This window comes from Nonomuraea sp. NPDC049750 (assembly GCF_040659625.1).
Lineage (GTDB): Bacteria > Actinomycetota > Actinomycetes > Streptosporangiales > Streptosporangiaceae > Nonomuraea.
Genome location: NZ_JBFANB010000028.1, coordinates 15,908 through 41,998 on the forward strand (window position 1 = coordinate 15,908; position 26,091 = coordinate 41,998).

General features: G+C 69.6%; 25 protein-coding genes and 3 pseudogenes. 12 read left to right on the forward strand and 16 right to left on the reverse strand.

The annotated features are described in order from the left end of the window. Positions 1-293 precede the first annotated feature (293 nt). From AB0J16_RS45305 to AB0J16_RS45315, 3 genes are all read left to right on the forward strand, one after another. Positions 294-1,901: a phospholipase A2 gene (locus AB0J16_RS45305; RefSeq protein WP_358551771.1), complete on the forward strand. Its 1,608-nt coding sequence runs from the start codon at positions 294-296 to the stop codon at positions 1,899-1,901. Positions 1,902-1,999: 98 nt separating this feature from the next. Beyond that, a complete protein-coding gene (locus tag AB0J16_RS45310; RefSeq protein ID WP_358551773.1) occupies positions 2,000-4,405 on the forward strand; it encodes a S8 family serine peptidase in 2,406 nt (801 codons plus the stop codon). Between the two features lie 51 nt (positions 4,406-4,456). Continuing rightward, positions 4,457-4,747 (forward strand): VOC family protein, encoded by a 291-nt coding sequence (locus tag AB0J16_RS45315; protein ID WP_358551964.1) that lies wholly within the window; start codon positions 4,457-4,459, stop codon positions 4,745-4,747. Here AB0J16_RS45315 and AB0J16_RS45320 read toward each other — a convergent pair. Continuing rightward, entirely contained in the window at positions 4,654-5,772 is a 1,119-nt protein-coding gene (locus tag AB0J16_RS45320) for a virginiamycin B lyase (protein WP_358551775.1), read from the reverse strand. The two genes, AB0J16_RS45315 and AB0J16_RS45320, sit on opposite strands and share 94 nt — an antisense overlap. A 337-nt stretch (positions 5,773-6,109) precedes the next feature. After that, positions 6,110-6,661, reverse strand: a complete 552-nt coding sequence (locus AB0J16_RS45325; protein WP_358551777.1) for a hypothetical protein — start codon at positions 6,659-6,661, stop codon at positions 6,110-6,112. A 350-nt stretch (positions 6,662-7,011) separates the two neighbouring features. Here AB0J16_RS45325 and AB0J16_RS45330 point away from each other — a divergent pair, with 350 nt between their 5' ends. Next, positions 7,012-7,605, forward strand: a complete 594-nt coding sequence (locus AB0J16_RS45330) for a hypothetical protein (RefSeq protein ID WP_358551779.1) — start codon at positions 7,012-7,014, stop codon at positions 7,603-7,605. 4 nt (positions 7,606-7,609) lie between these two features. After that, positions 7,610-8,719, forward strand: coding sequence for a hypothetical protein (locus AB0J16_RS45335; protein ID WP_358551781.1), 1,110 nt, complete (start codon positions 7,610-7,612; stop codon positions 8,717-8,719). Between the two features lie 263 nt (positions 8,720-8,982). Here the strand turns inward: AB0J16_RS45335 and AB0J16_RS45340 are convergent, their stop codons facing one another. The 4 genes and pseudogenes from AB0J16_RS45340 to AB0J16_RS45355 all read right to left on the reverse strand — a co-directional run bounded on the left by AB0J16_RS45340 (position 8,983) and on the right by AB0J16_RS45355 (position 10,430). Beyond that, positions 8,983-9,351 carry a DUF488 family protein gene (locus AB0J16_RS45340; protein ID WP_358551783.1) on the reverse strand — a complete coding sequence of 123 codons (369 nt, stop codon included), beginning with the start codon at positions 9,349-9,351 and terminating at the stop codon, positions 8,983-8,985. Between the two features lie 45 nt (positions 9,352-9,396). Next, positions 9,397-9,603 (reverse strand): hypothetical protein, encoded by a 207-nt coding sequence (locus AB0J16_RS45345; RefSeq protein WP_358551785.1) that lies wholly within the window; start codon positions 9,601-9,603, stop codon positions 9,397-9,399. Then, a pseudogene (locus AB0J16_RS45350) lies at positions 9,600-10,151 on the reverse strand (FAD-dependent oxidoreductase); the annotation flags it as partial. The gene AB0J16_RS45345 and the pseudogene AB0J16_RS45350, both read right to left, overlap by 4 nt. 75 nt (positions 10,152-10,226) lie before the next feature. Beyond that, entirely contained in the window at positions 10,227-10,430 is a 204-nt protein-coding gene (locus AB0J16_RS45355) for a hypothetical protein (RefSeq protein WP_358551966.1), read from the reverse strand. A gap of 393 nt (positions 10,431-10,823) precedes the next feature. Here AB0J16_RS45355 and AB0J16_RS45360 point away from each other — a divergent pair, with 393 nt between their 5' ends. Continuing rightward, positions 10,824-12,011 (forward strand): helix-turn-helix domain-containing protein, encoded by a 1,188-nt coding sequence (locus tag AB0J16_RS45360; protein ID WP_358551787.1) that lies wholly within the window; start codon positions 10,824-10,826, stop codon positions 12,009-12,011. Between the two features lie 90 nt (positions 12,012-12,101). Then, positions 12,102-12,662, forward strand: a complete 561-nt coding sequence (locus AB0J16_RS45365) for a GNAT family protein (RefSeq protein ID WP_358551789.1) — start codon at positions 12,102-12,104, stop codon at positions 12,660-12,662. A 29-nt stretch (positions 12,663-12,691) separates the two neighbouring features. Here the strand turns inward: AB0J16_RS45365 and AB0J16_RS45370 are convergent, their stop codons facing one another. From AB0J16_RS45370 to AB0J16_RS45395, 6 genes are all read right to left on the reverse strand, one after another. Next, positions 12,692-13,054 (reverse strand): hypothetical protein, encoded by a 363-nt coding sequence (locus AB0J16_RS45370; protein ID WP_358551791.1) that lies wholly within the window; start codon positions 13,052-13,054, stop codon positions 12,692-12,694. Continuing rightward, positions 13,051-14,136 carry a hypothetical protein gene (locus AB0J16_RS45375; protein ID WP_358551793.1) on the reverse strand — a complete coding sequence of 362 codons (1,086 nt, stop codon included), beginning with the start codon at positions 14,134-14,136 and terminating at the stop codon, positions 13,051-13,053. Before AB0J16_RS45375 ends, AB0J16_RS45370 begins: the two co-directional genes overlap by 4 nt. A 340-nt stretch (positions 14,137-14,476) precedes the next feature. After that, positions 14,477-14,755, reverse strand: coding sequence for a hypothetical protein (locus tag AB0J16_RS45380; protein ID WP_358551796.1), 279 nt, complete (start codon positions 14,753-14,755; stop codon positions 14,477-14,479). Positions 14,756-14,884: 129 nt separating this feature from the next. Further along, positions 14,885-15,661: an ABC transporter permease gene (locus tag AB0J16_RS45385; RefSeq protein WP_358551798.1), complete on the reverse strand. Its 777-nt coding sequence runs from the start codon at positions 15,659-15,661 to the stop codon at positions 14,885-14,887. Further along, on the reverse strand, positions 15,658-17,190 hold the full coding sequence (locus AB0J16_RS45390) for an ABC transporter permease subunit (RefSeq protein ID WP_358551800.1): 1,533 nt from the start codon (positions 17,188-17,190) through the stop codon (positions 15,658-15,660). Before AB0J16_RS45390 ends, AB0J16_RS45385 begins: the two co-directional genes overlap by 4 nt. Further along, positions 17,187-18,116 carry an ATP-binding cassette domain-containing protein gene (locus AB0J16_RS45395; protein WP_358551802.1) on the reverse strand — a complete coding sequence of 310 codons (930 nt, stop codon included), beginning with the start codon at positions 18,114-18,116 and terminating at the stop codon, positions 17,187-17,189. Before AB0J16_RS45395 ends, AB0J16_RS45390 begins: the two co-directional genes overlap by 4 nt. Before the next feature lie 86 nt (positions 18,117-18,202). Between AB0J16_RS45395 and AB0J16_RS45400 the strand changes: the two genes are divergently transcribed. The 3 genes from AB0J16_RS45400 (at position 18,203) to AB0J16_RS45410 (ending at position 21,358) form a co-directional block, all read left to right on the forward strand. Further along, complete coding sequence (locus AB0J16_RS45400) at positions 18,203-19,372, forward strand: HAMP domain-containing sensor histidine kinase (protein WP_358551804.1); 1,170 nt, start codon at positions 18,203-18,205, stop codon at positions 19,370-19,372. 358 nt (positions 19,373-19,730) lie between these two features. Further along, positions 19,731-20,309 carry a hypothetical protein gene (locus AB0J16_RS45405; protein WP_358551806.1) on the forward strand — a complete coding sequence of 193 codons (579 nt, stop codon included), beginning with the start codon at positions 19,731-19,733 and terminating at the stop codon, positions 20,307-20,309. A 5-nt stretch (positions 20,310-20,314) separates the two neighbouring features. Continuing rightward, entirely contained in the window at positions 20,315-21,358 is a 1,044-nt protein-coding gene (locus AB0J16_RS45410; protein WP_358551808.1) for a hypothetical protein, read from the forward strand. Positions 21,359-21,402: 44 nt separating this feature from the next. On the opposite strand, the gene AB0J16_RS45415 is transcribed toward AB0J16_RS45410, so the two are convergent. The 4 genes from AB0J16_RS45415 to AB0J16_RS45430 form a co-directional block, all read right to left on the reverse strand. Then, the gene (locus AB0J16_RS45415; protein WP_358551810.1) at positions 21,403-21,936 is read right to left on the reverse strand and encodes a hypothetical protein; all 534 of its coding nucleotides are present in this window, start codon (positions 21,934-21,936) and stop codon (positions 21,403-21,405) included. Positions 21,937-22,230: 294 nt separating this feature from the next. Next, positions 22,231-22,863 (reverse strand): TetR/AcrR family transcriptional regulator, encoded by a 633-nt coding sequence (locus tag AB0J16_RS45420; RefSeq protein WP_358551812.1) that lies wholly within the window; start codon positions 22,861-22,863, stop codon positions 22,231-22,233. An 85-nt stretch (positions 22,864-22,948) separates the two neighbouring features. Further along, positions 22,949-24,307 (reverse strand): MFS transporter, encoded by a 1,359-nt coding sequence (locus AB0J16_RS45425; RefSeq protein WP_358551814.1) that lies wholly within the window; start codon positions 24,305-24,307, stop codon positions 22,949-22,951. Further along, positions 24,304-25,374 (reverse strand): MerR family transcriptional regulator, encoded by a 1,071-nt coding sequence (locus AB0J16_RS45430; protein ID WP_358551816.1) that lies wholly within the window; start codon positions 25,372-25,374, stop codon positions 24,304-24,306. The genes AB0J16_RS45425 and AB0J16_RS45430 overlap by 4 nt, the downstream gene beginning before the upstream one ends. A 231-nt stretch (positions 25,375-25,605) precedes the next feature. Between AB0J16_RS45430 and AB0J16_RS45435 the strand changes: the two are divergent. Both AB0J16_RS45435 and AB0J16_RS45440 read left to right on the forward strand, forming a co-directional pair. Further along, positions 25,606-25,905: pseudogene (locus AB0J16_RS45435) on the forward strand (helix-turn-helix domain-containing protein); the annotation flags it as partial. Next, positions 25,830-26,042, forward strand: a pseudogene (locus tag AB0J16_RS45440) (hypothetical protein); the annotation flags it as partial. The pseudogenes AB0J16_RS45435 and AB0J16_RS45440, both read left to right, overlap by 76 nt. Between the last annotated feature and the right edge of the window lie 49 nt (positions 26,043-26,091).

Genomic DNA, 26,091 nt, shown 5'->3' on the forward strand with positions numbered 1-26,091 from the left:
GCAAATTCTGTTGCCGGTATGGCAAAGAGGCGCGTCTGCGACTTCCGTGGTAGGCCACACCCCCGGTGTCAGCGAACGGAGTAGAAGCGGCTACCGCGGATGGTGGACCGCTGGTTCAAACCAGGGATTGAAGACGGGCCGCCGATCTCTCCATAGATTTCGAGCACCATTCCTTTCCTCGAAGTCCCCTCCTCGCAGGGGAGCCCCGCGCTCCACGAAGAGTGATCGTCGACCCCCGGCACTCGTCCAGCGGGACCGCGAGCGTCTTTACCCAACGACGTAAGGAGAGCTTCATGAGGCGATTAGCCATCGTCACGGCGGTCACCGCGGTGATCCTGCCCCTGCTGACCGTCCTTCCCGGGCAGGCGGCCGTCGCCGCCACGGCGTCGGACAGCGACCAGCCCGTCGGCCCCGGCCAGTACTTCGGCGACACCAAGACCTTCGAGCTCAACGAGATCGACGCCTCGGTGGGGGCGATCGGCCGCAAGCACGGCGTGGCCGCCATCGACGGCAGCCTGGCCCAGCCGAAGGCGGTGCCGGCCTCCCGCGCCGACCTGTCGGTGTTCGGGCCGGGCTGGCAGGCCGAGTTCCTCGGCGGCATGACCGGCAGGAAACTCGAAGTCCTCAGCGACGCCGTCCAGGTCACCGAGCTCGACTCGGGGGAGAAGGCCCGATACGCGCTCAAGAGCAGCGTCTCCTTCCCCGACGGCGGCGGGGTACGGCGCTACGAGGCCGAAGGCGGCGCCAAACTCACCGAGACCACCCGGTGGGACGCGACGGCCGGCGCGATGCGCAGCACCATCAGCGAGACCATCGCCACCGGCCTCGGCACGACGGAGGCGGGCGACGACAGATTCACCGACGACATCGGCAACCCGATCAGCTCGGCGGACCTCGACCAGGTCTACACCTGGCAGCAGACAGGCGTCTCCCAGGGCGACACCTGGCGGGTGACGGACGTCGGCACGAAGGCCTTCGGGACCTCGACCGTGAAGTACGACGCACAGGGCCGGGTCGCCACCGTCACCGAGCCCGCCGCCGGCGAGGAGCCTCAGAGCGTCCTGGCCTTCACCTACGCGACGTCCACCACGGCCACCGGCACGGCCTTCGGCGACTACGCGGGCCGCCTCAAGCAGATCACCCAGACGTCCGGCTCGGCGGCACCGGAGACCGTGGCCGGCTACACGTACGACGCCTCCGGCCTGCTGCGCAGCATGGCCGATCCGCGCGAGAGCGGCATCCCGCCGGCGACGTACGTCTACGACACGACCGGGCGGCTGAGCACCATCGACTCGCGCCAGTCGGGCGCCTGGTCGCTGGTCTACACCGGCGAGTCCGCGCTGCCCGCCGCTACCGCCACCTCCACCACCAGGTGGCCGGACGCCTCCGACAGCCCGCCGCCGGCCCTCGACCCCACCGCTCCGGGCGGGACCCCTAGCGGCGATGTCGCGGGCCCGATGTCCTACCCGGCCTCCTGCTGGGCAGCCGTGCACTGGCTGTACTACAGCCGCGCGTGCGCGGCCTGGGCAGCGCACTACGGCTGGCACAAGCCGCTCTGGAGGCAATTGCCCACCAAGCGCTGGGTCGTCGGCATCGCCTACGACCACTGCACCAACTCGCCGGACGCCCCGTCGGGATTCAACTTCCGCTCGGCCTGCGACATGCACGACTACGGCTATGGACTGATCGGCAACAACCTGAAGAGGTGGTACTACCCGTACTACCTCGACTGGAGCCGTAAGACCGATGTAGACGTCCTCTTCTACACGACCCTGCGTGACTGGACGTGCTCCGCTTACAACCGGTTCGTGCGACCGCTCTGCAGGAACATCGCGTGGACGTACCGGCAAGGCGTGCGCAGGGGCAACCCCAGGAACGGCGCGAACGCGACCAGGGACTAACGGGTCAGCGGACGCCACCACCGCAGAAAGCGCCCCGTGGTGGCGTCCGCGGCCTACCACCATGTTCTTTCCGCAACTCCTTCAAGCGGAGACCGTAAATGAACCGACGTCCGATTCGCCGCATCATCGCCTTGGCGGCGATCCTGCTCTCCTCGATGGCGCTCTCCCCCGGCGTCTCCGCGTCGGCGCTGAGCCCGCAGGAGGCGGCGGGCCCGCGGGTGGAGCCCGGCCTGGCGCAGAAACTCGCGGGTGGCGCCCACGTCAGGGTGAACGTGGTGACGAAGGCCCGCGCGGACCTGCCGGCCGCCGCGAGTGCCGGGCAGGTGCTCCAGACGTTGTCCGTCTTACCCGTGGTCACGCTGCGCGCGGACCAGGCGGCACTGGATCGGCTGGCCGCGCAGCCCGGCGTGGTCAGCGTGTCGGAGGACCGGCCGGTGCCGCCGACACTCGGCCAGAGCATCCCGCTCATCGGCGCCGACCGCACGCGCGCGGCCGGTCTGACGGGCGAGGGAAGCGCGGTGGCGGTGCTGGACACCGGTGTGGCGGTCAACCATCCCTTCCTGGGCGGCCGGGTCGTGGCCGAGGCGTGCTTCTCCCCCATCGACCCCGACTACTCGGCCACCAGCCTGTGCCCGAACGGCGCGGACCAGCAGGACGGGCTGGGCTCGGCGGACTCCGAGAGCGGCCCGTGCGCGGACGCCGCGCTGGACTGCGACCACGGAACGCACGTGGCCGGCATCGTCGCGGGCGACGGCGAGGGCCTGGACGGCGACGACGGCAGCGGCGTCGCGCCGACCGCCGACATCGTGGCCATCCAGGTCTTCAGCAAGTTCGACAGCGAGGACTTCTGCGGGCTGGGCGGGACGCCGTGCGTGCTCAGCTTCACCAGCGCCCAGCTGGCCGGGCTGGAGAAGGTACGGGAGCTGAACGGCGAGCTGCCCATCGTGGCGGCCAACCTGAGTCTGGGCGGCGGCCGGAACACCGCGCCCTGCGACGGCGACCCCCGCAAGCTGGCCATCGACAACCTCCTGGCCGCCGGGGTGGCCACGGTGGTCGCCGCGGGCAACGACGGCTACACGGACGCGATCAGCGCTCCGGCCTGCGTCTCCTCGGCCATCGCCGTGGGCAGCACCACCAACGACGACGCGGTCTCCTCCTTCAGCAACCGCGGCCCGCTCCTGGACCTCTTCGCTCCGGGAACCGACATCATCTCCTCGGTGCCCGGTGACGCGTGGCGCTCCATGAGCGGGACGTCCATGGCCGCCCCTCACGTCGCCGGCTCCCTGGCGGTGCTGCGCCAGGCCTTCCCCACCGCGAGCGTGACCGAGCTGGAGTCGATGCTCAAGGAGAACGGCAGGAGCATCAGCTATCCCGGCGCCACCACTCCACGAATCCAGCTCGACGACGCCGCCCTGGGAGCGACCCCGAGGCCGGGGCCCGACCAGTACTTCAACACGCGCGGCCGGATTCTGGACAGCGTCCAGCTCAGCGCCAACTCCAGCATGTCGGTGCAGGTCGCCGGCGTGGCCGGCCTGCCCGCGACGGGGATCCGCGCGGTCGCGCTCAACATCGCCGCCAAGGGCGACTGGTTCAACTCGGGCTCCCTGGCGGTGTACCCCTCCGACGAAGCGGAGCCGGAGAGCAACGTGCTCTTCTACGACAGCAGCCGCTACACCTCCACCATGGTCATCGCGAAGGTCGGCGCGGACGGGAAGGTCAAGGTGGTGAACAGGAGCGGCGCGCCGGTGCGCGTGACGCTCGACGTCCACGGCCACACCCGCGCGGCGGCCGACGCCGCCGTGGGCGGCACCTACATGCCGATCTCCCCGGTACGGCCGGCGGAGCGGACCGTCATCCCGGCCTGGGGCAACGTCCAGCTGGCCACCTCCAGCATGTCCGGCGTCCCCGCCTCCGGGGTGGACACGGTCGCGCTCACGGTGATGGTCAAGAGCGCCGCCACCGGGACGATACGGGTCTACGCCGCCGGGGACATCTATCCCATCGACGCCAACATCGACTACCCGGCCAACACCGCGGCGCAGTTCTTCACCATCGTCAAGCCCGGCCCCGACGGGAAGATCAACCTGCACAATCTCGGCGCCGGCACGGTGGAGATCTCCGTCGACGTGAGCGGCTACTACACCTCGGCCCAGCGAGGATCGACCACCAGGGCCATCCGGCCGGCGTCGGTGGCCAAAGCCGTCACCATCACCGCGGGCGGCACCCGCGTGCTGAGGTTCACCGGAGTGCCGGACATCCCCTCGTCCGGCGTCGCCGCCGTCGGCTTGTCCGTCGCCGCGAAGGCGAGCGCGGCCGGGATTGTCTCGGTGGTGCCCCAGAGCGGCCCGAACACCGCCCGGGTGGTGGCATACCCGGCGAACAAGGACACCAGCGGCTTCACAACGGCCGCACTGCGGCAGGACGGGACGGTCGTGCTGAGGAACGAGGGCACCTCACAGGTGACCGTCTCCGTGGACGCCTACGCCTACTTCCCGGCCCGATGACGTTCCACCGCCTCCCTTCCAAGGGCCCCCCGAGTGCAGTTGGCGTCGGTGGTGATGTTCGTCCGCGATCTGGACGTCAGCGTGGATTTCTACCGTGAGCTCCTGGGGATGGAGATCCCGGTCCGCAGCGCCACTGCGGCGCTGCGAGCAGTTCCTGTCCGGGATATGCCCACCGGATGCGAAATCTTCGGACGGGAGGTCGGCCGGCAGCCGCGGCACGCAGGCGATGCGGCTGCCGGCCGGTCTGGTCAGGGGGTGACGATGGCGAGCTGGTCGACGGGGTTCTCGGTGGCCCAGAGGTTGTCGTCTGATCCGACGGCGATCTGCATGGGGCCGGCGTAGCTGGTCGGGAGAGCGTATTCGCTGATGGTGCCGGTTGTGGTGATGTTGGCGACGTTGTTGGCGCTCTGTTCGACGAACCACACGTTGTCGTCCAGGCCGAGGGTCATTCCCCAGGGGAAGCTGTTGGGATCACTGAGGGAGTAGTCGGTGAAACTCCCGGCGGTGGTGGCCTTGCCGATCCTTCCTTGGGCGTCGGTGTACCACAGGTTGCTGTCGGATCCAGTGACGATCCCTATGGGCAACGCGCCAGAGGGACCGGCGTACTCGGTGACGGTTCCGCTGGTGGTGACCTTCGCGAGACTGCCCAGAAGGGGCTCGGTGAACCACAGGTTGCTGTCGGGGCCAGTGGTGATGAACATGGGGTAGGCGCCGGAAGTGGGCAGACTGTATTCGGTGATCGTCCCGGACGTGGTGATCTTTCCGACCTGGTCGACGTTGGTCTCGGTGAACCACAGGTTGCCGTCCGGACCGGAAGTGATGCCCCATGGGTAGGCGCCGGAAGTGGGCAGACTGTATTCGGTGATCGTCCCGGACGTGGTGATGCGCCCGATCTTGTTGGCGTTCGCTTCGGTGAACCACACGGCGCCGTCAGGTCCGGTGGTGATGTGGCCGGGCTGTGAGTCCGCGTTGGGCAGGCTGTATTCGGTGTACACGCCGCCCGGGGTGACTTTCCCGATCTTGTTGCCGTTGTTCTCGGTGAACCAGATGTTGCCGTCCGGACCGGAGGTGATTCCGACAGGGCTCGCTTGGTAAGTCGGTACGGAGCTCTCGTTGATCGTCGGTGTGCGCAGGGAGTCGGCTATGCGCATCGGGACGTTCGCGTGCCGGTCGGCGGGCGGGAAGATGCACCGGATGTGCCTATGGTGCGGCCGCTGCTTGAGCGTGAGGCAGAGCTTGACCCAGGGGCGTAGGGGCGAGGGGAGGTGGGGTGGCTTGGCGTCGGATGCGGCGGCTGGTATGTGGGCCGCCAGGAGCAGGGCCATGACGGCGAGTGGATATCCGAGGATTCTGGAGCGTCGACGCATGACATCCCCTTTCAGGAAGAATGGAAATATATCGGCTGGATGAGCGCTTTTACCGCCACAAGCAATGTCTGGAATGCTCGAATATCCGCCGCGAACACCGCCGAATATCGATACATCGGACATTCCTCACCTCCGCCCGGCTCAGCCGTCCCAATATCTCCCGGCGCCACCGTTCCACCTCGGCCGTCTTCGTTTGTGGCCGGTCATGAGTCCGCCAATTCACCGGCCGCGTTGCCAAAGCAGCGGGCGGGCGGTTAGTGGGAAATGTCGGCTTCGCCGCAACGAGCCCCTATGAAGATGTCGAACCGGGGCCCGCGCGATGGCGGGAAGCGAGTGATCACGTAACCGTATGGGTGATGACGCCGGTGTAGTGGCCAATGATGGCCGCGATCGGGACACTGATCACGAGCTTCGGCTGCCAACTGGTGGTGGTGCTGAGCGGCGCCTTGGTCCCCTTGAACGCGATCACCGGCGAAGACAGCGGAACCTTGTCCGCCGCGGTGAGCTGCCCCGGGACGCGGGTGCCACCGCCCGATTGGCTGGTGGTCGGGCCGGACCAGTACGCGACGTTGCCTTTGGCGATCGTCTCGCCTGCGCTCCCGCCGCCGGTGGTGAAGTTGGTGGACGTCACGGTCGCCGTCCAGGTCATGGACCCGTTACGGGTATCCTCCACGGTGATCGTGCCCATGCTGGCGCTGAGCGAGTTGCCCTGACTGCCGTTTCCCAGGCCGGCCGAGGCAGGCACGGTGATCGTGAGGGTGTTGACGTGCAAGGCGAACGTGGAGTTCGTCGCGGCACCGATGGCACCGGCGGCGGCCACGGGGGCCGCGGGAGCACCGAGCCCGAGGCTCACGACGATCGACGCCATCAGCGAGGCGAATGTCCCCACGTATCTCCCTCGATTCCGATGAATCTGCATGAGCCGGTCCGCCGACCGTTCAGGCGACGAGCGAATGCCGTCGGCAGTCTAAGTGGCGAATGGCGGGCCGCGTTCGTAGGGCAATCCCCGCGTCCGGTAAATTCATCGCCAAACATTATGCAGTATTTGGGCGGGCACCTCATAGAACGGGGGCTGCGGCCAGGTCAATCACGGCATTCGAAGGCTTGGCGTTTTTTGGTGGGGCGATTGACTGTATCGGCAAAGGAGTCGCTTTCGCTCCGTGTTAATGTTCCCACATCCTGCACCCGGAGCGGGCCGGGGGTTTTCGATGTCTGCGAGTTCAAGGAGAATTCACCAGCATGAAAGCGCTTTTGCGGACCGGCCTGGTGGGATTGGCGGGGGTGATGACGGTGGGAACGCTGACCGGAATGCCGGCCGGAGCCGCCACCTGTGCCAACAACACGGCGTGCAACACCACGGTCACCTTCGATGTGACCGTGGGTGCGCTGGAGATCACCGTGCCCAACAGCACGGTCGACCTGACCAATGACGCGGCACCGGGCGGCTACTCCTCCGGCCAGCTGGGGGCGGTCACCGTGAACGACGCGCGCGGCTCGGCCACCCCCACCTGGACAGCGTCCGTGACCTCGACGGCCTTCACCACCGGCGGCGGCGACGACCCCGGGGAGACCATCTCCAACGCCAGCGTGTCCTACTGCTCGGGAACCGCCTCCGCCACAAACGGCAACGGAACCTTCACCGCCGGCCAGACCGGCTGTGCCGCACCACCTCCCGCGACGGGACAGGCCTTGAGCGCCTCGCGCACCGCCTATAGCCATTCGGGCGGCACCGGCAGCAACTCGGCCACGTGGAACCCGCTGATCACCATCGCAACCGCCCTGAGCAACGTGGCAGGCCAGTACACCGGCACGATCACGCACACGGTGACCTGACCACGTGGGCCTGCGCACCATGCCGCTCTCCTCGCCGCCGCTCTCCTCGCCGCCGCTCTCCTCGCCGCCGCTCTCCTCGCCGCCGCTCTCCTCGCTGCTACTCTCCTCGTTCGGGGCGCTGACGCTGCTGCTCAGCTCGATCAGCGCCCCCGCCCTCGCACAAGGCGGATCGGGCGGCTCGGACCCGTCCGCCCGCGCCCCACGCGGCGTCATCGGCATCAAGCTGCTGGAGGCCTCCGCCAACCGTCGCGACGATCCCCGCGCCTACCTGTACATCGTCGACCACATCAACCCCGGCTCCAAGATCTCCCGGCGCTTCGAAATCGAGAACACCTCCAGCAGTCCCCAGCGCATCGCGGTCTATCCCGGGGCGGCGGAGATCCGCGACGGCAAGTTCGTGCCGTCGCCGGAGCGCGACGCCAACGAGCTGAGTTCGTGGGTGTCCATCAACCGCACCGAGCTGGTCGCGCCGCCGCACAGCCACATCCCGCTCAAGGCGACGATCACCATTCCCCAGACCGCCACCAAGGGAGAACGGTACGGCGCCATCTTCGCCGAGGCGACCGCCCCAGCCGCACCCGGCGCCGCTCGCAACGTCCAAATGGTCAACCGGGTCGGTATCAGGATCTATCTCGACGTCGGCCCCGGTGGTGACCCGCCATCGGACTTCCACATCGACCGGCTGACCCCTGGCCGCACGGCCGACGGCATGCCCGTGGTCCAGGCCACGGTGCACAACACCGGCCAGCGCGCCCTGGACATCAGCGGGCAAATGCGGCTGAGCGAGGGGCCCGGCGGACTTGGCGCCGGACCGTTCCCAGCCCAGCTGGGCACCACGCTGGCGCTCAACGCGAGTGCGCCGGTCGCCGTCGTGCTCGACGAACGGCTGCCCGACGGCCCGTGGAAGGTCGAACTCCTGCTGGAAAGCGGCCGTGTCCACCGCACCGTCACCGCGACGCTCCTGTTCCCCGGCAAACCCGCCAGCTGGGGCATCCCGGCATTGATCGACTCGTCTTGGCCGTGGATCCTCATCATCGGCCTCGCCACGACGGTCGTGGCCACTCTGGTCCTCGCCCTGTGCCTTTCCCGGCGACGTCGAACCCGCTTTACCTAGTCCGCGACCACCCGCCGCCTGGGGCGGCCAACTGGACGGTGCCGCGCAGTGGGAGTCCTGCCTTGCGGTAGATGTCGTCGATGACCCGACTGCGCACGAGCCGAACGGCTGGCATGGGATGCGCTGCATGTGGTCGGGTGGGAAACACCGCTTCCCGGCTTGGTGGTGGGTGCTGTCGGTTGATGCCTGTGCGTATCGGCCCTACGAGCACGGCCATCCTGCCAGCGGCCCTGCGAGCACGGCCGTCCTGCCGGCGGCCGTGGTCATTGCTGGAGCAGTTCGGCGAGCACGGCGGCCTCGCTGATCTCCGGCTGTTTGGTCGCGGTGAGCAGGGTCAGCACTCCGCTGTTCGCGAGCTCGCGCAGGTGCGTTACCGCGGCTGCCCGTTCGGGATCTGCCAGTTCGCCGCGGTAGCGGCGGCCGAACTCCGCGAAGAGCTCGGGATCGTGGTGATACCAGGTACGCAGCTCTGTCGATGGAGCGACCTGTTTGCACCATTCGTCGAGGCCTGCCTTGATTTTGGTCAGCCCTCGCGGCCAGATCCGGTCCACCAGCACCCTGGTGCCGTCGTCTCCAGCCGGCTCCTCATAGACCCGGCGCACCTGAACCTTGCCCCTGCCCTTGCCAGCCATGGTTGCCTCCTCACGGTCGTGCGCGTCCCTGTATGGCGGGCACCTTCATCCGTCTCCTGCTTTGGGCGAAGCGCCGACCAGAGAGCCCAGTGGTGTCTCGGCGTCGCCCAGCGCGCTGGTGTCCGCGCGTACGGGATCTTGGATGGCGTCGTTGACGTCCCAGATGTTGACGTTCGTACCGGCCAGCGCTCGCCCGCCGCGCAGCCAGAACGCGGCGAAGTGGTGCGTCTGGACGTCACCGCGGAAGATCACCTCCTCATATCCGTCAGGTTCGACGTAGCCGGAATACTCCATCCCGGGGTTGTACTGACGGCGAAGAAGTACGGTACGGCCGACGATCTCGGCGACCCGCACGCCGCAGCGCGGGTCGACCCCGTGCTCGCGGTGCAGCCCGCCGAGACCTCGGCGATCTCGCGGCCGAGCACCCGCGGCAGCGGCAACTCCCTGCTCTCCAGGCCGGTCACCTCGGCTCCGGCGGCGCGGGCGGCGGCCGCGGTCTCCAGCCCGATCCAGCCGGCGCCGATGATCGCGACCCGGGACGCGGTTGGGAAGACCGCCTTGAGCCGGTTGCTGTCTTCGACCCGGCGCAGGTAGAGCACACCATCCAGGTCGGCGCCCGGAATCGGTAGCTGCCGTGGGGAGGAGCCGGTGGCCGGCAGCAGTTTGGCGCAGCCGATCCAGGTGCCGTCGGACAGCCTCATCTCGCGTCTGGCGAGGTCGATGCCGGTGATCGCCGTACCGAGGAGCAGATCGACGTCGTGCTCGCCGTACCACGGCTGCGGGTGGACGTAGATCTCCTCCCGCTCGGTTCGCCCCCGCCAGACCTGCTCCGGCGATCAAGTACGTCATGTCAACGGCCATGTCCAGCACTTCTGTCAGTTGCTCGTAGGGTGGTGGCCGGTTGCTCGCGCGGCCGGTCCCATCTCGCCTCGAACGCTCATCTGTGCGTTGTACGTATCACCGCGCGATATGGCGTTCGCGAAGATGGTGGGATTGGTGGTGACCTCCGCCACGTGGTCCCGCGCGACCAGATCCGCCAAACTGCCTGAAACCAGCGGTTCCCGGCTCAGGTCGTCCAGCCAGACCGACCGCCATCCCTCTCATGACACCGACGCTACGCCGGTGGACGTCAAGCCGAGTTCTGGTGGTTTCCATGATGATGGAGGCCCTCCACCTCCCGGGAAGCACTGAGGCATAAGGTCAGCGAGCACTCCGCTGGATGAGTGGCCGAGTTCTACCGCTCGCTGAGCGCCGCGATCGACATCCGGATCGACACTTCAGGGCCGAACTTCGGCTGGGACTACTTCGTGGAGGAGATCGGCTCCGGTCAACGCATCAGGTTCGCGGGTGAGCAAATCCTGTTCAAGACCTCAACCCGTGATGCCGATCAGTCCGGAATACCCGGACAAGATGGATGCCGGTCACAACCGTGCAGCTCATCCGCGCCAGGCTCAGATGATATATGCATCCGAATGCCCTTAGTATCCTGGGACCATGACGGGGACGAAGAGGTCGCGATGGTCAGGCTGACCCGGGCGCAGCAGCAGGAGCGCACCAGGGCGGCCGTCCTGGTGGCCGCGCGGGCGGAGTTCGGCGAGCGTGGATACGCCGACGCCAAGGTCGACCGGATCGCGGAGCGGGCGGAGCTGACCCGTGGCGCGGTCTACTCGAACTTCCCGAGCAAGCGCGCGCTCTACCTGGCGGTCCTGGTCGGCTCGATCGAGCACCCGGACGCCCCCAACGACTCGATCGAGCACGCCGACGCCCCTGTCGGCTCGATCGGGCACGCGGACGCCCCTGAGGCGCCGTCGCCACCCGGTCTGGCCGAGGCGATGGGCGCGTTCGCCCGTAGCTGGCTCGAACGCCTGCCGCTGGCCGGCGACACGCCCGCCGACGGAAGCCTGCGGCTGCGCTCGCTGGCCGGGGTCTTCGACGACGAGCCGGGCCGTACCGCGCTGGCGCAGGTCACCCGGCTGGAGGCGCTGCTGCTCGCTCTCGCGCTGGAGTCACGCCCGCCGCACCACCCGCGGTGCGTACGACTGGCCGAACTGGTCCTCACACTGCTGAACGGGGCCGGTCACCTGGCCGACACGGCACCCGGATTCGCCGACCCCTTCGACGTGGCGCGCGCCTGCGAGCACCTGACCGGCCTCGACCTCGCCGACACGTGGGATCCGCCGCACCTGCCCTTCGTCGCGCCCGCGCAGTCTGTCCAGGACCGCTGGGAGCCGCCCGCCGAATTGCCGGATCAGATCACCGGCCGCCGGGTCGGGTTCGACGCCGACGGCGTGCTCGTGGTCCTCGGGGCCGGACGATTGGAGGCGGCGGAGGAAGCCGTCCGCGCCGCCCGGCCGGGCGACCAGATCACCGTGGCGGTGGTGACGGACGATCCCGCCGAGATCGGACGTCTCGTACGGCTCAGGGTCGGCGACCTCACCGGGTGCCTGCGGCGGGTGTTCGAGCCGGAGGCCCGGCCGGGCTTCCGGCTCGTCCTCGACGACCACGCCACCATCGCCTCGGCCGTCGGCCTCCCGGACATCGGCGACGCCACTGAGGCCGCGGTACGCGTTCAGGCGGGCGAGATCGTCGCCCGAGCCCGCGGACGCGGCGCGGCCCACGCCGTCGCGACCGCGACGCCGCCTGACGGTGCCGGGAGATGACGCCGCCTGACGGTGCCGGGAGATGACGTCGCGCCGCCTGTGAGAAGATCCGTTCACCGTTTGGGATGTTTTCGACCGTTGAGGTGAGCTATGTACGCAATATCCCTGGGTGACGACGGCGCGGAGCTACGCCCGCTGGAGCCGTGGCGGGCGGCGGAGTTCCTGGCCCACATGGACCGGGGGCGGGAGTTCATCGGCCAGCACATCGCGCTGCCGGACGTCGTCACGGACCTGGAGTCGAGCCGCTCGTACCTGCGGGCGTACGCCGAGAAGGCCGCGGCCGACGTGGGCCGCATCTATGGCATCTGGACGGACGGCAAGCTGGTCGGCGGAGTCCTCTTCCGGACGATGAACATCGAGCACGGTACGGCCGAGGTGGGCTGCTGGCTGGAGCCGGCCGCGGCGGGCAAGGGTCTGGTCACCAGGGCCGCGCGCGTGATCATCGATTGGGCCGTCGAGGAGCGGGGCATCCACCGCGTGGAGTGGATCGTCTCGGCGGAGAACGCGGCGAGCGTCGCGGTGGCCCAGCGCCTCGGGATGACCAAGGACGGCGTGCTGCGCGAGAGCTACGCGTATCGGGGCAAGCGGCTCGACATGGAGGTCTGGTCGGTGCTCGCGCCGGAGTGGCGGGCGGGAAGGCAGACGCCTTAGAGCGCTACTCCCCCGCCCTGTCGCTTGTCTCACTGGACCCCCACGAGCACCGGCCAGCCGCCCTGCGGTGTGAAGGTGGCGGCGGACGGCATGCGCAGTTCGAGCCGCTCGCGGCGCGCCCTGGCCAGCAGCCGGAAGTCGCCCAGGAGGCGATCCCCCGACGTCACCGAGCGGTCGACCCGCAACGACTCCAGCACCCACATGTGGGCGTCGAAGATCTGCTGGACGGTGAACTCCGCCTCCCGCCCGTTCGGCATCAGCTCGGTGAGCAGGCGGGTCTTGAGGGTGTGCACATAAGCGATGGCTCTTCCCGGCATCTTCGCCACCACCGCCGGATTCTTGGGAATCACCATGGCCATGCCCTCGCCCTTCTCGTCGAACGCTGTGCTCACCCGCGGATCGTTGCGCCAGAAACGCTGCTCGAGAATGTGGTCGACCTCGTACAGATCGCCGCGCCCGCGGTTGTTTGATCTCGTCGATCTGCGCCGGGTTGAGGGGGAAGTCCGGGGGCTTGATCAGGCACCCGTTCGGCGATCTTGCGCGAAGTCCGCTCGGTGACGTCCTGCGAGAACCTGGCGGCCGACTTGGTGGCCTCCTGTTTGCCGCGCGCGATGGAGCCCTCGGCGCCGGCGGCGAACTCCACGACCGGGCCGTACCTGCCCGAGATGTTCAGCCCGGCCTTCAGCGCGACGTCCTCCTTGACCGTCTGCTCGGTCTCCCGGGTCATCTCGAAGCGGTCGGTGGTCTGCAGGTCGCGGTCCTCGCTGGTGTTGGTCTCCTGCTCGTTGATCGTGATCAGCTCGGTGGTGTCGCGGCGACTGTGGTCGCGTAGCTTGCGCTCGCCGCGCAGCACGCTCTCGATGTGCGCGACGTCGGCCGACTCGTATCCGGTCAGCTGCTGTTTGACCACCAGCAGGTCGGCGATGCCGGCCGGGGCCACCTCGCCCTTGGTGTGCGGGACGCGCCCGTCCAGCGGGAGCGTCGGCAGGGGTAGGGAGCCACCCGTGCCAAGCGTTCCCCAGCCGGTCGTCACGGGCGTCTGGACCGTGACGAGGGCGTCGCCGACCCGCAGGAGCGACTGGCGCACCCGGTGTCCCGCCACCGCCTCCAGCCGAGCCGCCGTCGCCGCCAGGTCGGCCTCCAGCCGGTGGGTGAGCCGGTCGAGCGGCACCGCGGTCAGGTCGAGGCCGCGGTCAGTGAGCAGCGTGCGGGTGGCCGCGGACAGCTGCTCGTTGGCCGTCGGCAGCAGGACGAAGCCGACCTCGGTCAGCGGCGTCGGCTGGAAGTCCGTACGGCCGCGCAGCACCGGGGCGGCCGTCTGCAGCAACGCCTGGGCCACCGGCGCGTTGATCTCCTCGGTGGTCTCGGCGGCCGGGAAGGTGGTCGCGGCTGCCGTCGAGGTCGCGTCGGCGGCCGTCGAGGTCGCGTCGGCGGCCGGGGATGTCGCGTCGGGCTCCTCCTGGCGCGCGGCCACCGCCGCCTCGTGCTGCTGCCGCCGCGCCTGTTCCGCCTCGCGGGTCGACAGCGTCTTCGGTTCCCTGTGTTACCTCAGTAAAACGGACGTCGGCGTAGTCTCGTCGCACCCGGCGGAGGCCGGGAAGTGATCTGGTGGAAGCCGAAGCCGCGTCCGTCCGGCAAGCCGGGCGGACCGTGGGTGAGAACCGCGTTGTCAGGGCCTGACTGCGCACTGCTGGAGGAAGTGCGCCTCTTGGGCCACCGCCCCGCCGGACGCTGTCCCGTTGATGTGGACACCAACGGGGGCGGGGACCGAGCGCCAGTCAGGCACCCGGCTGTGACAGAAAATCACCTCCCGATTACCATCCGTCGCAACCCAGCGGTGAGGCGCTCCGGTCGACGGTCTCCATCTCGTCCAGCCGGTCGGCCAGCTCGTCGAGCTCGGCGCCCAGCGGGGTGTCCGCCGGGTCGCCGATGAACTCCGGTCCCGCCACGAACGCCGTGGCGGCCTCCTCTATGGCAGTACGCCGCTGGGGTGCCTCGACGGCCTCCCGCAGTGACTGCTGAAACGGCGTGTCCTGGCTCAGCGGGATGCTGGGATTATCCGGACCCTGCGCCACGGCCGGCCGTGTGAGCATCAATCGAAAGAGATTCTCCATGGGGTTTTTCCTCCGCCCCGTCCTGCGCCGCGCCGCCTCCTTGCGGCACCTCTCTGTGCTCTTTGGGGCGTTCCACCACGTTCCAGCCGGTGTGCGAGCGGGTGTGGCTCAGGCGTCGCGCAGCCGTAGCGACAGCCCGCCGCCCAGGAGCGCCGCGGCGGCCCAGAGGGCCAGGACGCCGAGTCCCGCCCATGGGCTCAGGGGCAGGGTGGACAGATGGGTGGTCGCCTGGATGGCGAGCCCGGCGTTCATCGGGGACAGCTGCCAGAGGAGTTTCTGCCAGTCCGGGTCGGCGATCATGAAGGGCAGGATCGAGAGGATGTAGAGCAGGCCGAGCACGACCCCGATGGCCGTGGCCGAGTCCCGTACGGCGGCGGCGATGCCGAGGCTGAGCAGGGCGATCAGCGCGAGATACAGGACCGAGCCGAACGTCGCGCGCAGCATCGGCCCCTCCAGCAGGGACAGCATCGGGGTGCCCGGCCCGCGGGTGAAGCCGTTCTCAAGCAGGACACGCCGCCCGACCAGCAGGGACGCGAGCACCGCGACGGTCCCCGCGGCCAGCGTCAGCCCGGTGACGACGGCCGCCTTGGCGGCCAGCACGGTGGCCCGGCGCGGCATCGCCGCCAGAGTGGTGCGGATCATGCCGGTGCTGTACTCGCCGCTGATCGCCAGCACGGCCAGGATGGCGACCATCGCCTGGCCCACCTGGACCCCGAACAGGCTGATCTTGGCCGGATCGTAGGCGCAGCCCGCCGACGTGCAGGACACGGCGGCGGCCGCCACGACGCTCACGGCGACGGTCAGCGCGACCAGCCCGAGCAGCAGCCAGCCGGTGCCGGCCACGGTTCGGAGTTTCGTCCACTCCGCCTGCAGATGTCGTCTCATGCGTCCCTCCGACGTAGCTGGAAGACGGCCAGGCCGAGCGCGAGCACGGCGTATCCGCAGAGCACGGCGAGCCCGGCCCAGGGCGCCAGCGGGTAGTAACCGCCCGATGGGGTGTAGTTGCCGAGCACGTGCGCGTACGCCGGAATGCTCTGCTGGATCGCGAAGCCGGCGGCCGGGGTGAGCCGCATCAGCCACTGCGCCGCGCCCGCGGGCAGGACCGAGGCGGTCGCGAGGATGTACGGGACGACGATCAGCACGATGGCGGTGATGACCGCCGCGACGCTGCGCCGGAACAACGTGCCCACGGCCAGGGCGAGGATCGCGGCGGCGGCGAGCAGCACCGCCGTGCCGACGATGACGCGCGGTTCGGTGAACGGCGCCACCGGCAGGACGTAGTTGCCGTTGGCGACCAGGATCCCCTTGCCGAGCGTGACCGCCGCCGTGGCCGCGGCCAGTCCGGCGACGAAGGTGACCGCGCCCATGGCCAGGGCCTTGGCCACGAGCGTCCGGCCGCGCCGCGGGCCGGCGAGCAGGGTGGTGCGGATCAGGCCGCGCCGGTATTCGGTGGTGATGAACATGACCGCCACCACGATCACCACGATCAGCCCGGTCAGTACGCCGGTGAGAGTGTTCTCGATCTGCTGACCGTCCGAGAGCGGCGCGATGTCGCCGACGCCGGTCACGGTGTACGTGTCGCCGGACTCCTTGAAGCCGCCCGGATGGTGGGCCGACCCGTCGGGGTTCAGGGTGACGCCCACGTCGTCGGGGTGCCACGCCCCACTGGCGGCCGAGCCTTGGAGACTGACCTGGTCGAAGACGGCGGTGGCCTCGGCGAAGCGGGAGGCCGCGCTGGACCCGCCGAAATCGCCCGGCGTCACTGTCAGGTCGCCTGGGGAGGCGGCGAAGAGCCCGACCTGCACCGTGTCCGGCAACCCGGCCAGGCGCGCGGTGCCGACGCGGGTCCACTGCCTGCCGTCGGTGGACTCGTAGCCGGTGAGATCCTCGCCGGAACGGGTCAGCCGCAGCCAGCGCGGGGACTGCTGGGAGACGCCGCCGGGCCGGCCGGCCACGTCCTGGGTGAAGTCGTGCTGCATCCGCACCCCGTGCGCACCGGTGACCATCACCGCCGCGTAGGCGGAGCCCTGCTTCATGCTCTCCTTGATCATGACTCCGGCCTTCGCCCACGGCACGAGGCCGGAGACGACGTTCCGGCCCCCCGGGGTGAGGTCGGGCAGGCGCTTCTGACCGGTCATCGAGGTCACGCGGACGGTGATGCTGCCGTCTCCGTCCAGCGTCCGGTGGACGAAGTAGAACTTGTCCTCCACCGCCTCGCCGCCCGGCCCCACCGGTACGGCGGGACATGCGCCGCCGCACGAGGTGTGGCTGCCCGAGGCGGACAGCAGCCCCAGCAGCACGGTGACCAGCGCCGCGCCCACCATGGCGAGCACCCAGCCGCGGACCGTCCGGAACTTGGTCCATTCGGCGCGCAGCAGCCGCGCGAAGCCGGAGCGGTAGGTGGCGGCGCTCATCGTGCCGCCTCCTGCCCTGCGGCGCGGAACTCGACGGCGTCGCGGGTCAGCTCCATGTACGCCTCCTCCAGCGTCGCGCGATGCGCCGACACCTCCGAGAACGGCACCGCGGCCCGGTTGAGTACCGCCACGACGTGCTCGCCCGCCAGCCCGGCCACCGTGAGGGTGTCGCGGCCGGTGGCGGCCACGGCGGCGCCGGCGTGTGCCAGCGCCGCCATCGCCTCCGACGGCGCGGTGGTGCGCAGCGCGATCCGGCCGGTGGAGGCGGCGGCGATCAGGCCGGCCACGCTGGTGTCGGCGACGACCCGGCCGCGACCCACCACCACGAGATGGTCGGCGGTGTCCTCGAGCTCGCTCATCAGATGGCTGGAGACGAGCACGGCCCGGCCCTGGGCGGCCAGCGCCCGCAGGAAGCCGCGCATCCACACGATGCCCTCGGGGTCGAGGCCGTTGGACGGCTCGTCGAGCATGAGCACGGGCGGGTCGCCGAGCAGCGCGGCGGCGATGCCGAGCCGCTGGCGCATGCCCAGGGAGAAGCCGCCCGCCCGGCGCCCGGCCGCCGACCCGAGCCCCACCCGCTCGATCACCTCATCGACCCGCCGGGCGCCCAACCCCTGGGAGTGGGCCAGCCACAGCAGGTGGTTGCGGCCGGTGCGGCTGGGTTGCAACGCGGCGGCGTCCAGCAGCGCACCGACGTGACGCAGCGGGTCGCGCAGGCCCGTGTACGGCCGCCCGCCCACCAGCGCGGTGCCCTCGTCGGCCGCGTCCAGGCCGAGGATCACCCGCATCGTGGTGGACTTACCCGCTCCGTTGGGGCCGACGAAGCCCGTGACCTGCCCCGGCTCCACGGTGAAGGACATCCCGTCCAACGCCATGGTCTGGCCGAACCGCTTACGCAGCCCGGCGACCTCGATGGTTGCTCGCATGGGTTCGGTTGTACGCAAGACGCCATAACGTGGGCCGAACCGAGGCCGTCATGTCGTTGTTAGGTGCGAAACAGCATGCTGGAGTCATGAGGAAACTGCGGGACGGGACCGTACGGCTGCGCTTCACCGCCCTGTACGGCGCCCTGTTCCTCCTGTCCGGCGTCGGGCTGCTGGCCATCACTAACCTGGTGAGCCTGGGGACGCGGGTCACCTCCCCTGTGGGGACAGCGCCGGTCGAGCGGCTCACGCCCGGCGCCGCCCAGGAGCTCATCGCCCGCCTCCAGAGTCAGCTGTCAGAGGTCCAGGCGCTCCAGTCACGCCGGCTCCTCATCGGCTCGGCGGTCGCGCTGGCCGTCATGGCCGTGGTGTCGATCGTGCTGGGCCGGATGGTGGCGGGCCGGGTGCTGCGCCCGTTGCGGACGATCACCGCGGCCACCCGGCGGATCTCCGCCGACAACCTGCACGAGCGGCTGGCCGTGCCGGGCCCGGCCGACGAGGTGAAGGACCTCGCCGATACCATCGACGACCTGCTGGAACGCTTGGAGGGCTCCTTCGACGCGCAGCGCCGGTTCGTCGCCAACGCCTCTCACGAGCTGCGTACCCCGCTGGCGACCATGCGGGCGTCGCTGGATGTGGCCCTGGCCAAGCCGGAACCCGTACCCGCGCAGACGGTCGTGTTGTCCGAGCGGCTCCGCACCGAACTCGACCAGGTCGACCGGCTTCTGGAAGGCTTCCTGGTGCTCGCTCGCACCCAGCACGGTGCCCTGGCCGACCGGGCGGAAGTCTCGCTCGGCCGTACGGTGTCCACGGCCCTGGCCGCCCGAACCGCCGACATCACCGCCAAGAACCTCACCGTCGATGACGGCGACGTCCACGACAGCGCGTGGACGTCGGGCAGCCGGACGCTCCTGTCCCGCCTGGCCGAGAACGTGATCGACAACGCGATCACCCACAACCACGACGGCGGCTGGATCCGCCTGGCCGCCACGTCCGACGGCGCGACCGCGCTGCTCGTCGTGGAGACGGGCGGGCCGGTCCTCGACCAGGAGCAGGTGGCGCGGCTGGCCCAGCCGTTCGAGCGGCTCGGCACCGACCGGACCGGCTCGGGCGACGGCTCCGGGCTCGGACTGTCGATCGTCGCGGCCATCGCCACCGCGCACGGCGGCGGCCTGGAGCTGCGGGCCCGGCCCGACGGCGGCCTGCGGGTCACCGTCTCACTGCCGCCGACGTCCGTACGGGCGGAGGCCCCGGCGTGAAGGTGCTGGTGGCGGGGCGTGAGAGTGCTGGTGGACCGGCATCATAGATCACTTGCCGCTGTCTTCGTTCCCCCGCCAGATCCGTGGGCGGCGGTTCCCACGTAAAGACAACGACAAGAGCTCTCGGATCCGGGGACGCCGATGCCGTTGTGAACCAGAGTGCAGGGACAAATCGGCATAACCACCGTTATTCCTCACACATGGCTCCACACGGTGAATTGCTAATTTCCGATTGTCGTCATTTGATCGCCAAAAGTGTTCCAGGTGCCCTCGGGAACGGTTTCCGAAATCTGATCACTGAGGAGAATGTGCTGAGAACGGCCCAGAGAGGGCGGGAAATGCAATGAAGGAGACAGCAGTGTTCAAAAGCCGTCTGGGCCTTTCCCTGATAGGCATCGCCGGCATGATGGCGACCGTGGCGGTGGCGCCGCCCGCACAGGCCGACACCTGTGCCGCGTCCACCACCTGCTCCACCACGGTGACCTTCACCGTGGCCGCCGAGGGCGGGCTGGAGATCACCGTACCCGACACGGCCAACCTCGGTAGTGGCAGCTCGGGTGGCCAGATCAGCACGCAGCTCGGCTCGGTCACGGTGGCCGACCAGCGCGCCGCGCTCAGCGCCACCTGGGTGTCGTCCGTGATCGCCGCGTCGGGAGGCTTCACCACGGGCGGCGGCACCGCCGCCGAGACCGTTCCCAACACGGCTGTCCTGTACTGGTCCGGCGGGGCGACCGCCACCACAGGGACCGGGACTTTCGTTCCCGGTCAGGTGAACGCGGCAGCCGCGCAGTCGCTGGACGCCTCCCGCACCGCCTTCAGCAAGACGACCGGCTCCGGCGACAACTCCGCCACCTGGAACCCGACCATCGTGATCAACGTCCCCGACCAAGTGGTGGCGGGCGTCTACACCGGCACGGTGAACCACTCCGTCGCCTAGCCCAGATGCCCACTTCATTGTTGCCCCGGCTCGTCCCCGTGACGCTGCTCGCGTACGCGATGCTCAGCGCGCCGGCGATCGCGGACTCGAGCCGGGGCGCGGCGCGCCCCTCCGGCAAGGACAGCATCGGCATCAGGTTGCTGGAGATCCCCGCCAACCGGATGGACGACCCGCGCGCGCACGCCTTCATCGTCGACCACGTCAATCCCGGCACCACGTTCACCCGGCGCTTCGAGGTGTACAACATCTCGGACAAAACCCAGCACGTGCAGCTGTACACCGCCGGTGCCGGCATCAGCCACGGCCGCTTCACCTTCGAGCCCGAACGCACGCCGAACGAACTGAGCTCCTGGATCAAGCTCAACCAGGCCGCCACCGACCTGCCGCCACAGGGCAGGACGTCGGTGAAGGCCACCGTCGGCATTCCCGCGTGGGCTCCCAAAGGCGAGCGGTACGCCGTCATCTGGGCACAGATCTCCTCGCCCGGGGCGGGGCAGCAGGAGGGCATCACCCTCGTCAACCGCGTAGGACTGCGCGCCTACCTCGACGTCGGTCCGGGCGGTGAGCCACCCTCGGACTTCAAGATCGGCGAGATTCTGCCCCAGCGGGCCGAGGACGGGCAGCCGAAGATCGTGGCCACCATCGCCAACACCGGCGAACGCGCCATCGATCTCCAAGGGAGGCTGTCGCTCACGGATGGGCCGAGCTCTCTGAGCGCGGGGCCCTTCCCGATCGAGCGGGGCACGACCCTCGCCCCCGGCCAGCAGGGGAATGTCTCCGTACATCTGGGACAGGATCTTCCCGACGGGCCGTGGAAGTTCAGCCTCACGCTCAAGAGCGGCCGGATCGACCGGACGGAGACCGGAACGCTCACCTTCCCGCGCAAGGCGGGGTCGTGGGGCCTGGCCGCCGCGTCGGACTCCCCGCTGGCGCTGATCCTCGTCCTCCCCGGCCTCGCGGCCCTCGCCGCCGGGACGGTCCTGATCATCACCTTCCGCCGTCTGCGCGCCCGCCGGAAGAGCGCCGCCGGAGCCGATTCGAGCCGCTGAGCGGCGATCGGCTCCGGTGCGGCCGGGGGCGTCTGGTCATCGGCTCAGGCGACCGAGTGGCTGATGGTGCCGGTGTAGGTACCGGCCACCGCCTGGGCGGGGACGTTGATCACGATGGTCGGGTTCCAGCTGGCGGAGTTGTCGCCGGCGCCGTTGATCTTGCTGAAGGCCGTGTACACCTCGTCGAGCACCTCCGCGTCGGCGGCGGTGGGCTGGCCGGGCACGAAGGTTCCCGCACCGGTGGTGGCCGTAGCGGGCCCCGACCAGTAGCCGAGCGCGCTCAGCGGCACGGTCTCGGCGCTCGTACCGCCGCCGGTCGTGAGCGGCGTGCCGTACACGCTCGCCGTCCAGGTGGCGTTCAGCGCGGCCCGCTGGTCCATGACCGTGACGACCTGGAGCTGCCCGCTGACCTGGTCGCCGGGCTGACCGCTGCCGAGGCTGACCGGCCCGTCGGGCACGCTGATCTCCAGCCCCTCTCCCGCGTTGACGGTGAACGTCACCGTCGTGGAGCAGGTGGTCGACTCCGCGCACGTGTCCGCCTGGGCGGAGGTCGCCCATGCCAGCGCCGTGGTGACCATCGCGGCGGCTGTGCCCGCCCGTATAGCATTAAATCGGCTCATTCCCATGGCCGACCCCCTATCGAATTCGCCCCGCCCCCAGGGCGCCAACATGTCGATCAAATCCTGCTCTGCACGAGACGTCCGGAAACGCCTCCTACAAGCAACTGGCGACTCCTTTGTCATGATCTATTGGCGCTTGGCGGCTACGCTCTACTCGCTCGACAAACAGAACCTGACGGCCCCACTTTCCACCCACTAAATGTCGTTATCAGCATTTCTTTAGCGATATGTCCTTTATCGGGATGCCTTTTATCAGCGCGCTTGAGAACCGTCGCCGGGCCGCTCTGGGCAGCCGTCGCCCGGCAGGCAGTCCAGCCAAGCGACCAGGCGGGCACCTTGCCGCGTCATGACGTCGGGCTCGCGCAGGGCGTTGGCCAGCAGTGACATGCCCTGATAGGCGCCCACCAGGGTCAGGGCGAGCCCGTCAGGATCAGGCAGCCCCAGGTCGCGGAACTGCCGTTCGACCCAGTCCAGCAGCAGCCGGATGGCCTTGCCCGCCTCCACGTCCAGGCCGCCCTCGTCACGTTTGTCCAGCTCGACGGCCAGCGTTCCGGTGGGGCAGCCGTAGCGGGCCGCGAGCTCGCGCTGGCTGACCCACGCCTCCACCAGGCCCTTGAGCCGCTCCAGCGGGCCGCCGAGGCTCTCCAGGTGTTCGGTGAGCATCCCCAGCTGCCGAACGTGCTCGCTGAGCGCGGCCGAGACCAGCTCGTCCTTGGTCTTGAAGTAGTAGTACACATTGCCCACGGGCACGTCGGCGGCGCGGGCGATGTCGGCGATGGTGGTACGTTCCGCGCCCTGCTGGTGCACGACCCGGGCGGCGGCGATCATCAGCCGCTGCCGCTTGGCGGTCGCCGTCTTCAACCGGGAGCCTTTCGAGTCAGTCACCTAACTAACTATAGGCGCCCGGTCACCCGCCTGGCGAGACGCTGTTCTGTCCTGGGTCGGTCCGTGGGGCGGCGTAGTGCCACTGTCAGTGATCTGTCCCTGGGGCGGCGTAGTGCCACAGCCGAGGCACCGCCCGTACGATCAGGGCGACGGTCGTCACGGTGAGCAGCCCGCCGACGCAGATCGTCACCCGCGGGCCGAAAGCCGCCGCCGCGGTCCCGTGCAGCAGATTGGCCAGTTGGGGGCCACCGATGAGGACGACGGTGAGAGATCCCTGGATCCGGCCGCGCATGGCGTCGTCGGTGTACGCCTGGGAAATGGCGTTGCGGAAGGTGCTGAGCACGAAGTTCACCGCACCGCCGAGCAGGAGGGCCGTAAGCGCGACCCAGAGCCGCGGCGCCAACCCGAGGAAGACGACGGTCCCTCCCCAGGCAGCGGCGGCCGACGCCATCAGGGCACCGTGCCGGCGGGCGCGCGTGAACGTCCCCGACATCAGCCCCGCCACGAAGACGCCGGCCGGATAGGCGGCGTAGAGCAGACCCAGCTCCACGCCTCCTCCCACGGGTCCGCCGTAGGTGCGCTGCGCCAGTTCCGGAAGAAGCGCTGACGGCATCCCGAAGACCATCGCGGCGAGGTCCACCGCCAGCACGGCCACGAGCACCCGGCTGCTGAGCAGGTAGCGGAACCCGGCGAACGTCTGCCCGAGAATCGACGGCCGCCGCACTGTCGAAGCTTTTGAGCCGCCGTAGGACTTGGCGGCGCCGTACGGCCCGCCCCGCGACACCGGGCGGGCCGGGTCGGGCAGGATCGGCGGCAACTTGATCACCGCGTATATGACGGCCGACAACGCGACGGCGTCGAACAGGTACAGCGTGCCGAGCCCCACCACCGGAATCAGCACACCGGCCAGGAGCGGCCCCACGACCGATCCGGTGTACCGGGCCAGCGAACTGAGACTGTTGGCCGCCGTCAGCAGCTCGGCGGGCACCAGGCGGGGCACCGCGGCGCCCATCGTCGCCATGATCGCCCCGAAGGCCAGCCCTTGGCACCCCGCCAGCACCAGCAGGACGGCGACGGAGCGATTTCCCAGGCCCGCCTGAGCCCACAAGGCCAGGTAGGTCAGCGCGAGCCCGCAGTGAGCCACCAGCAGCAGCAACCGCCGGTCAATGAGGTCGGCGAGAGTTCCGGCCCCCAGCGAAGCGACGACCAGAGCACCGAACGACACCACGGCCGCACCGCCGACGGCCGCGGACGAGCCGGTCATCGTGAACAACTGCGTCGGCACCGTGACCACGCTGAACGAGCCGCCGACCGCGCAAACGGCCGAGGCGACCCACAGCCGCCGAAAGGCGGGGATCGCCAGGGGCCGCCGGTCGATCGTGTACGCGCCGAAGGAACGGACCACCGACGCGCCGCCATGGGAGCGAGGGGCCAGGCCGGTCACAGCATCACCACATCGGCCACCACGCAGGCGACGTTGTCCGGTGCCCCAGCGGCGTACACCAGCCTGACCAGCTCGTCGAGAACCTGCTCCGGCCCCTCCATACTGCTCAGGACACCGTGCAGTGCCTCTGCCGAGACGACAGTGGACAGACCATCGGAGCACAACAGATAACGGTCGCCGGCGACAGCCGTATGCAGCGAAAGGTCCGGTTGCGCCCCTCCCTTACCCATGAGCGCACGGGCCAGCAACGAGCGTTGCGGATGCGAGGCGGCCTCCTCCGGGCTGAGACGACCCTCGTCGACCAGCCCCTGCACATAGGTGTGATCGTGGGTGATCTGGAAGATCTCACCGTCGCGCAGCAGATACGCCCGCGTGTCACCGATGTGCACCAGCGCCAGCTGGGAGCCCGACCACAGCATCGCGGTCAGCGTCGTGATCGCCTCACCGGACAATGTCGACTCGGCGATGCCCTGAAGGGCCCGATCGGCATGGGTCACCGCATCAGCCAGCGCGCCGAGCAGATCCCCGGCGGGTACGGCCGCCAGCTCCAGCGGCTTGAGGGCCTCGATCGCCGCCGCGCTCGCCAGGTTGCCGCCCGGCCCGGCTCCGTCGGCCACCGCCAGGAGCCGGGTGCCGGCGTACACGGAGTCATCATTGCTCGTACGAACCAGCCCCGACTCCGACCGGGCCGCATAACGGATCCCGATCATTGCTTCCGCGTCCTCCACGGCGCTGCCCCTTCCCGACAGGTAATCGACGAGGAAGGTGGCCAGCTGCTCCCGTACGGCGGTGGCGGCCATGACCTGCGCCCAATAGCCGGCGACCTGCTCGGCCGCCGCCTCCGGTTCCAGATCGCACACCTGACGGATGCCGGCCAAGGGCATCCCCAGCCGCCGCAACCAGACGATCAACCGGGCCCGCTCCAGCTGCGCCGGATCATAGAAGCGATAACCCGACTCCCCGTCCACGGCGGCCGGGCGGAGTAGCCCGAGCTCGTCGTACAGCCGTAATGCCTTCGGCGACAACCGCGCGGCCCGAGCGAACGCCCCGATCGTCAGCAGCCCCATACCCGCCCTCCTCGCGCCGGCCAGAGCGACCGGCACCACGATGCTGCCCCTTCACCCAGGGGGAAGGTCCACTCCTGGCGCCAAGACTCTCGCGGCTCAAGCCGACAGGCCAACCGGAACGCGCCCAGGCCGTACCGGACCGGAAACGGGCGGAGGGCGGTGGCGGGGTGACCGCAATGGTCTCCCGGGTGGTTCGTCACACGACCGGTTCGATCTTTGTGACGGTCCGTGGTGGCTGGGGTCTTTGAGAGGGATACCTCCTTCGGTGGAGAAGAGGAAGACGGTCCGTCGTGGCTGGAGTCCCAGGGACGGACACCCCCTTCTGGGGCCGGTGGTGGCCTGGGACGAGCCGGGGGCGCGGTCGCTCCGAAAGGGCCGCGGCACCGCGCGGTGCTGGCCCGGCTGATCGTCGCCCGCCGCCGCGTCGTTCCGGTCTCCCGCCTGGTCGAGGACCTGTGGATCGATCCCCCTCCAGGCGCGGTGGGCGCCGTACGCACCTTCGTGGCCGCCCTGCGCCGCGCGCTGGAGCCCGAACGCCCGCCCCGCGCCGCGGCCCGGCTGCTGGTCACCGAGGGGCCGGGGTACGCGCTGCGCGCCGAGCCGGACGCGGTGGACGCCAGGGCGACGCGCTCGCGGTCCTGCGCCGGGCGCGTACGCTCCTGGTCGAGCAGCTGGGAGTGGATCCAGGCCCGGGACTGCGCCGCCTGGAGACGGACA

Bases quoted from the DNA above. Each gene is read 5' to 3' on its own strand.
- AB0J16_RS45305 (WP_358551771.1), top strand. From the start codon at position 294: ATGAGGCGATTAGCCATCGTCACGGCGGTCACCGCGGTGATCCTGCCC.
- AB0J16_RS45310 (WP_358551773.1), top strand. From the start codon at position 2,000: ATGAACCGACGTCCGATTCGCCGCATCATCGCCTTGGCGGCGATCCTG.
- AB0J16_RS45320 (WP_358551775.1), bottom strand. From the start codon at position 5,772: ATGCGTCGACGCTCCAGAATCCTCGGATATCCACTCGCCGTCATGGCC.
- AB0J16_RS45330 (WP_358551779.1), top strand. From the start codon at position 7,012: ATGAAAGCGCTTTTGCGGACCGGCCTGGTGGGATTGGCGGGGGTGATG.
- AB0J16_RS45340 (WP_358551783.1), bottom strand. From the start codon at position 9,351: ATGGCTGGCAAGGGCAGGGGCAAGGTTCAGGTGCGCCGGGTCTATGAG.
- AB0J16_RS45360 (WP_358551787.1), top strand. From the start codon at position 10,824: ATGCCCTTAGTATCCTGGGACCATGACGGGGACGAAGAGGTCGCGATG.
- AB0J16_RS45365 (WP_358551789.1), top strand. From the start codon at position 12,102: ATGTACGCAATATCCCTGGGTGACGACGGCGCGGAGCTACGCCCGCTG.
- AB0J16_RS45380 (WP_358551796.1), bottom strand. From the start codon at position 14,755: ATGCTCACACGGCCGGCCGTGGCGCAGGGTCCGGATAATCCCAGCATC.
- AB0J16_RS45385 (WP_358551798.1), bottom strand. From the start codon at position 15,661: ATGAGACGACATCTGCAGGCGGAGTGGACGAAACTCCGAACCGTGGCC.
- AB0J16_RS45390 (WP_358551800.1), bottom strand. From the start codon at position 17,190: ATGAGCGCCGCCACCTACCGCTCCGGCTTCGCGCGGCTGCTGCGCGCC.
- AB0J16_RS45395 (WP_358551802.1), bottom strand. From the start codon at position 18,116: ATGCGAGCAACCATCGAGGTCGCCGGGCTGCGTAAGCGGTTCGGCCAG.
- AB0J16_RS45400 (WP_358551804.1), top strand. From the start codon at position 18,203: ATGAGGAAACTGCGGGACGGGACCGTACGGCTGCGCTTCACCGCCCTG.
- AB0J16_RS45410 (WP_358551808.1), top strand. From the start codon at position 20,315: ATGCCCACTTCATTGTTGCCCCGGCTCGTCCCCGTGACGCTGCTCGCG.
- AB0J16_RS45415 (WP_358551810.1), bottom strand. From the start codon at position 21,936: ATGGTCACCACGGCGCTGGCATGGGCGACCTCCGCCCAGGCGGACACG.
- AB0J16_RS45430 (WP_358551816.1), bottom strand. From the start codon at position 25,374: ATGGGGCTGCTGACGATCGGGGCGTTCGCTCGGGCCGCGCGGTTGTCG.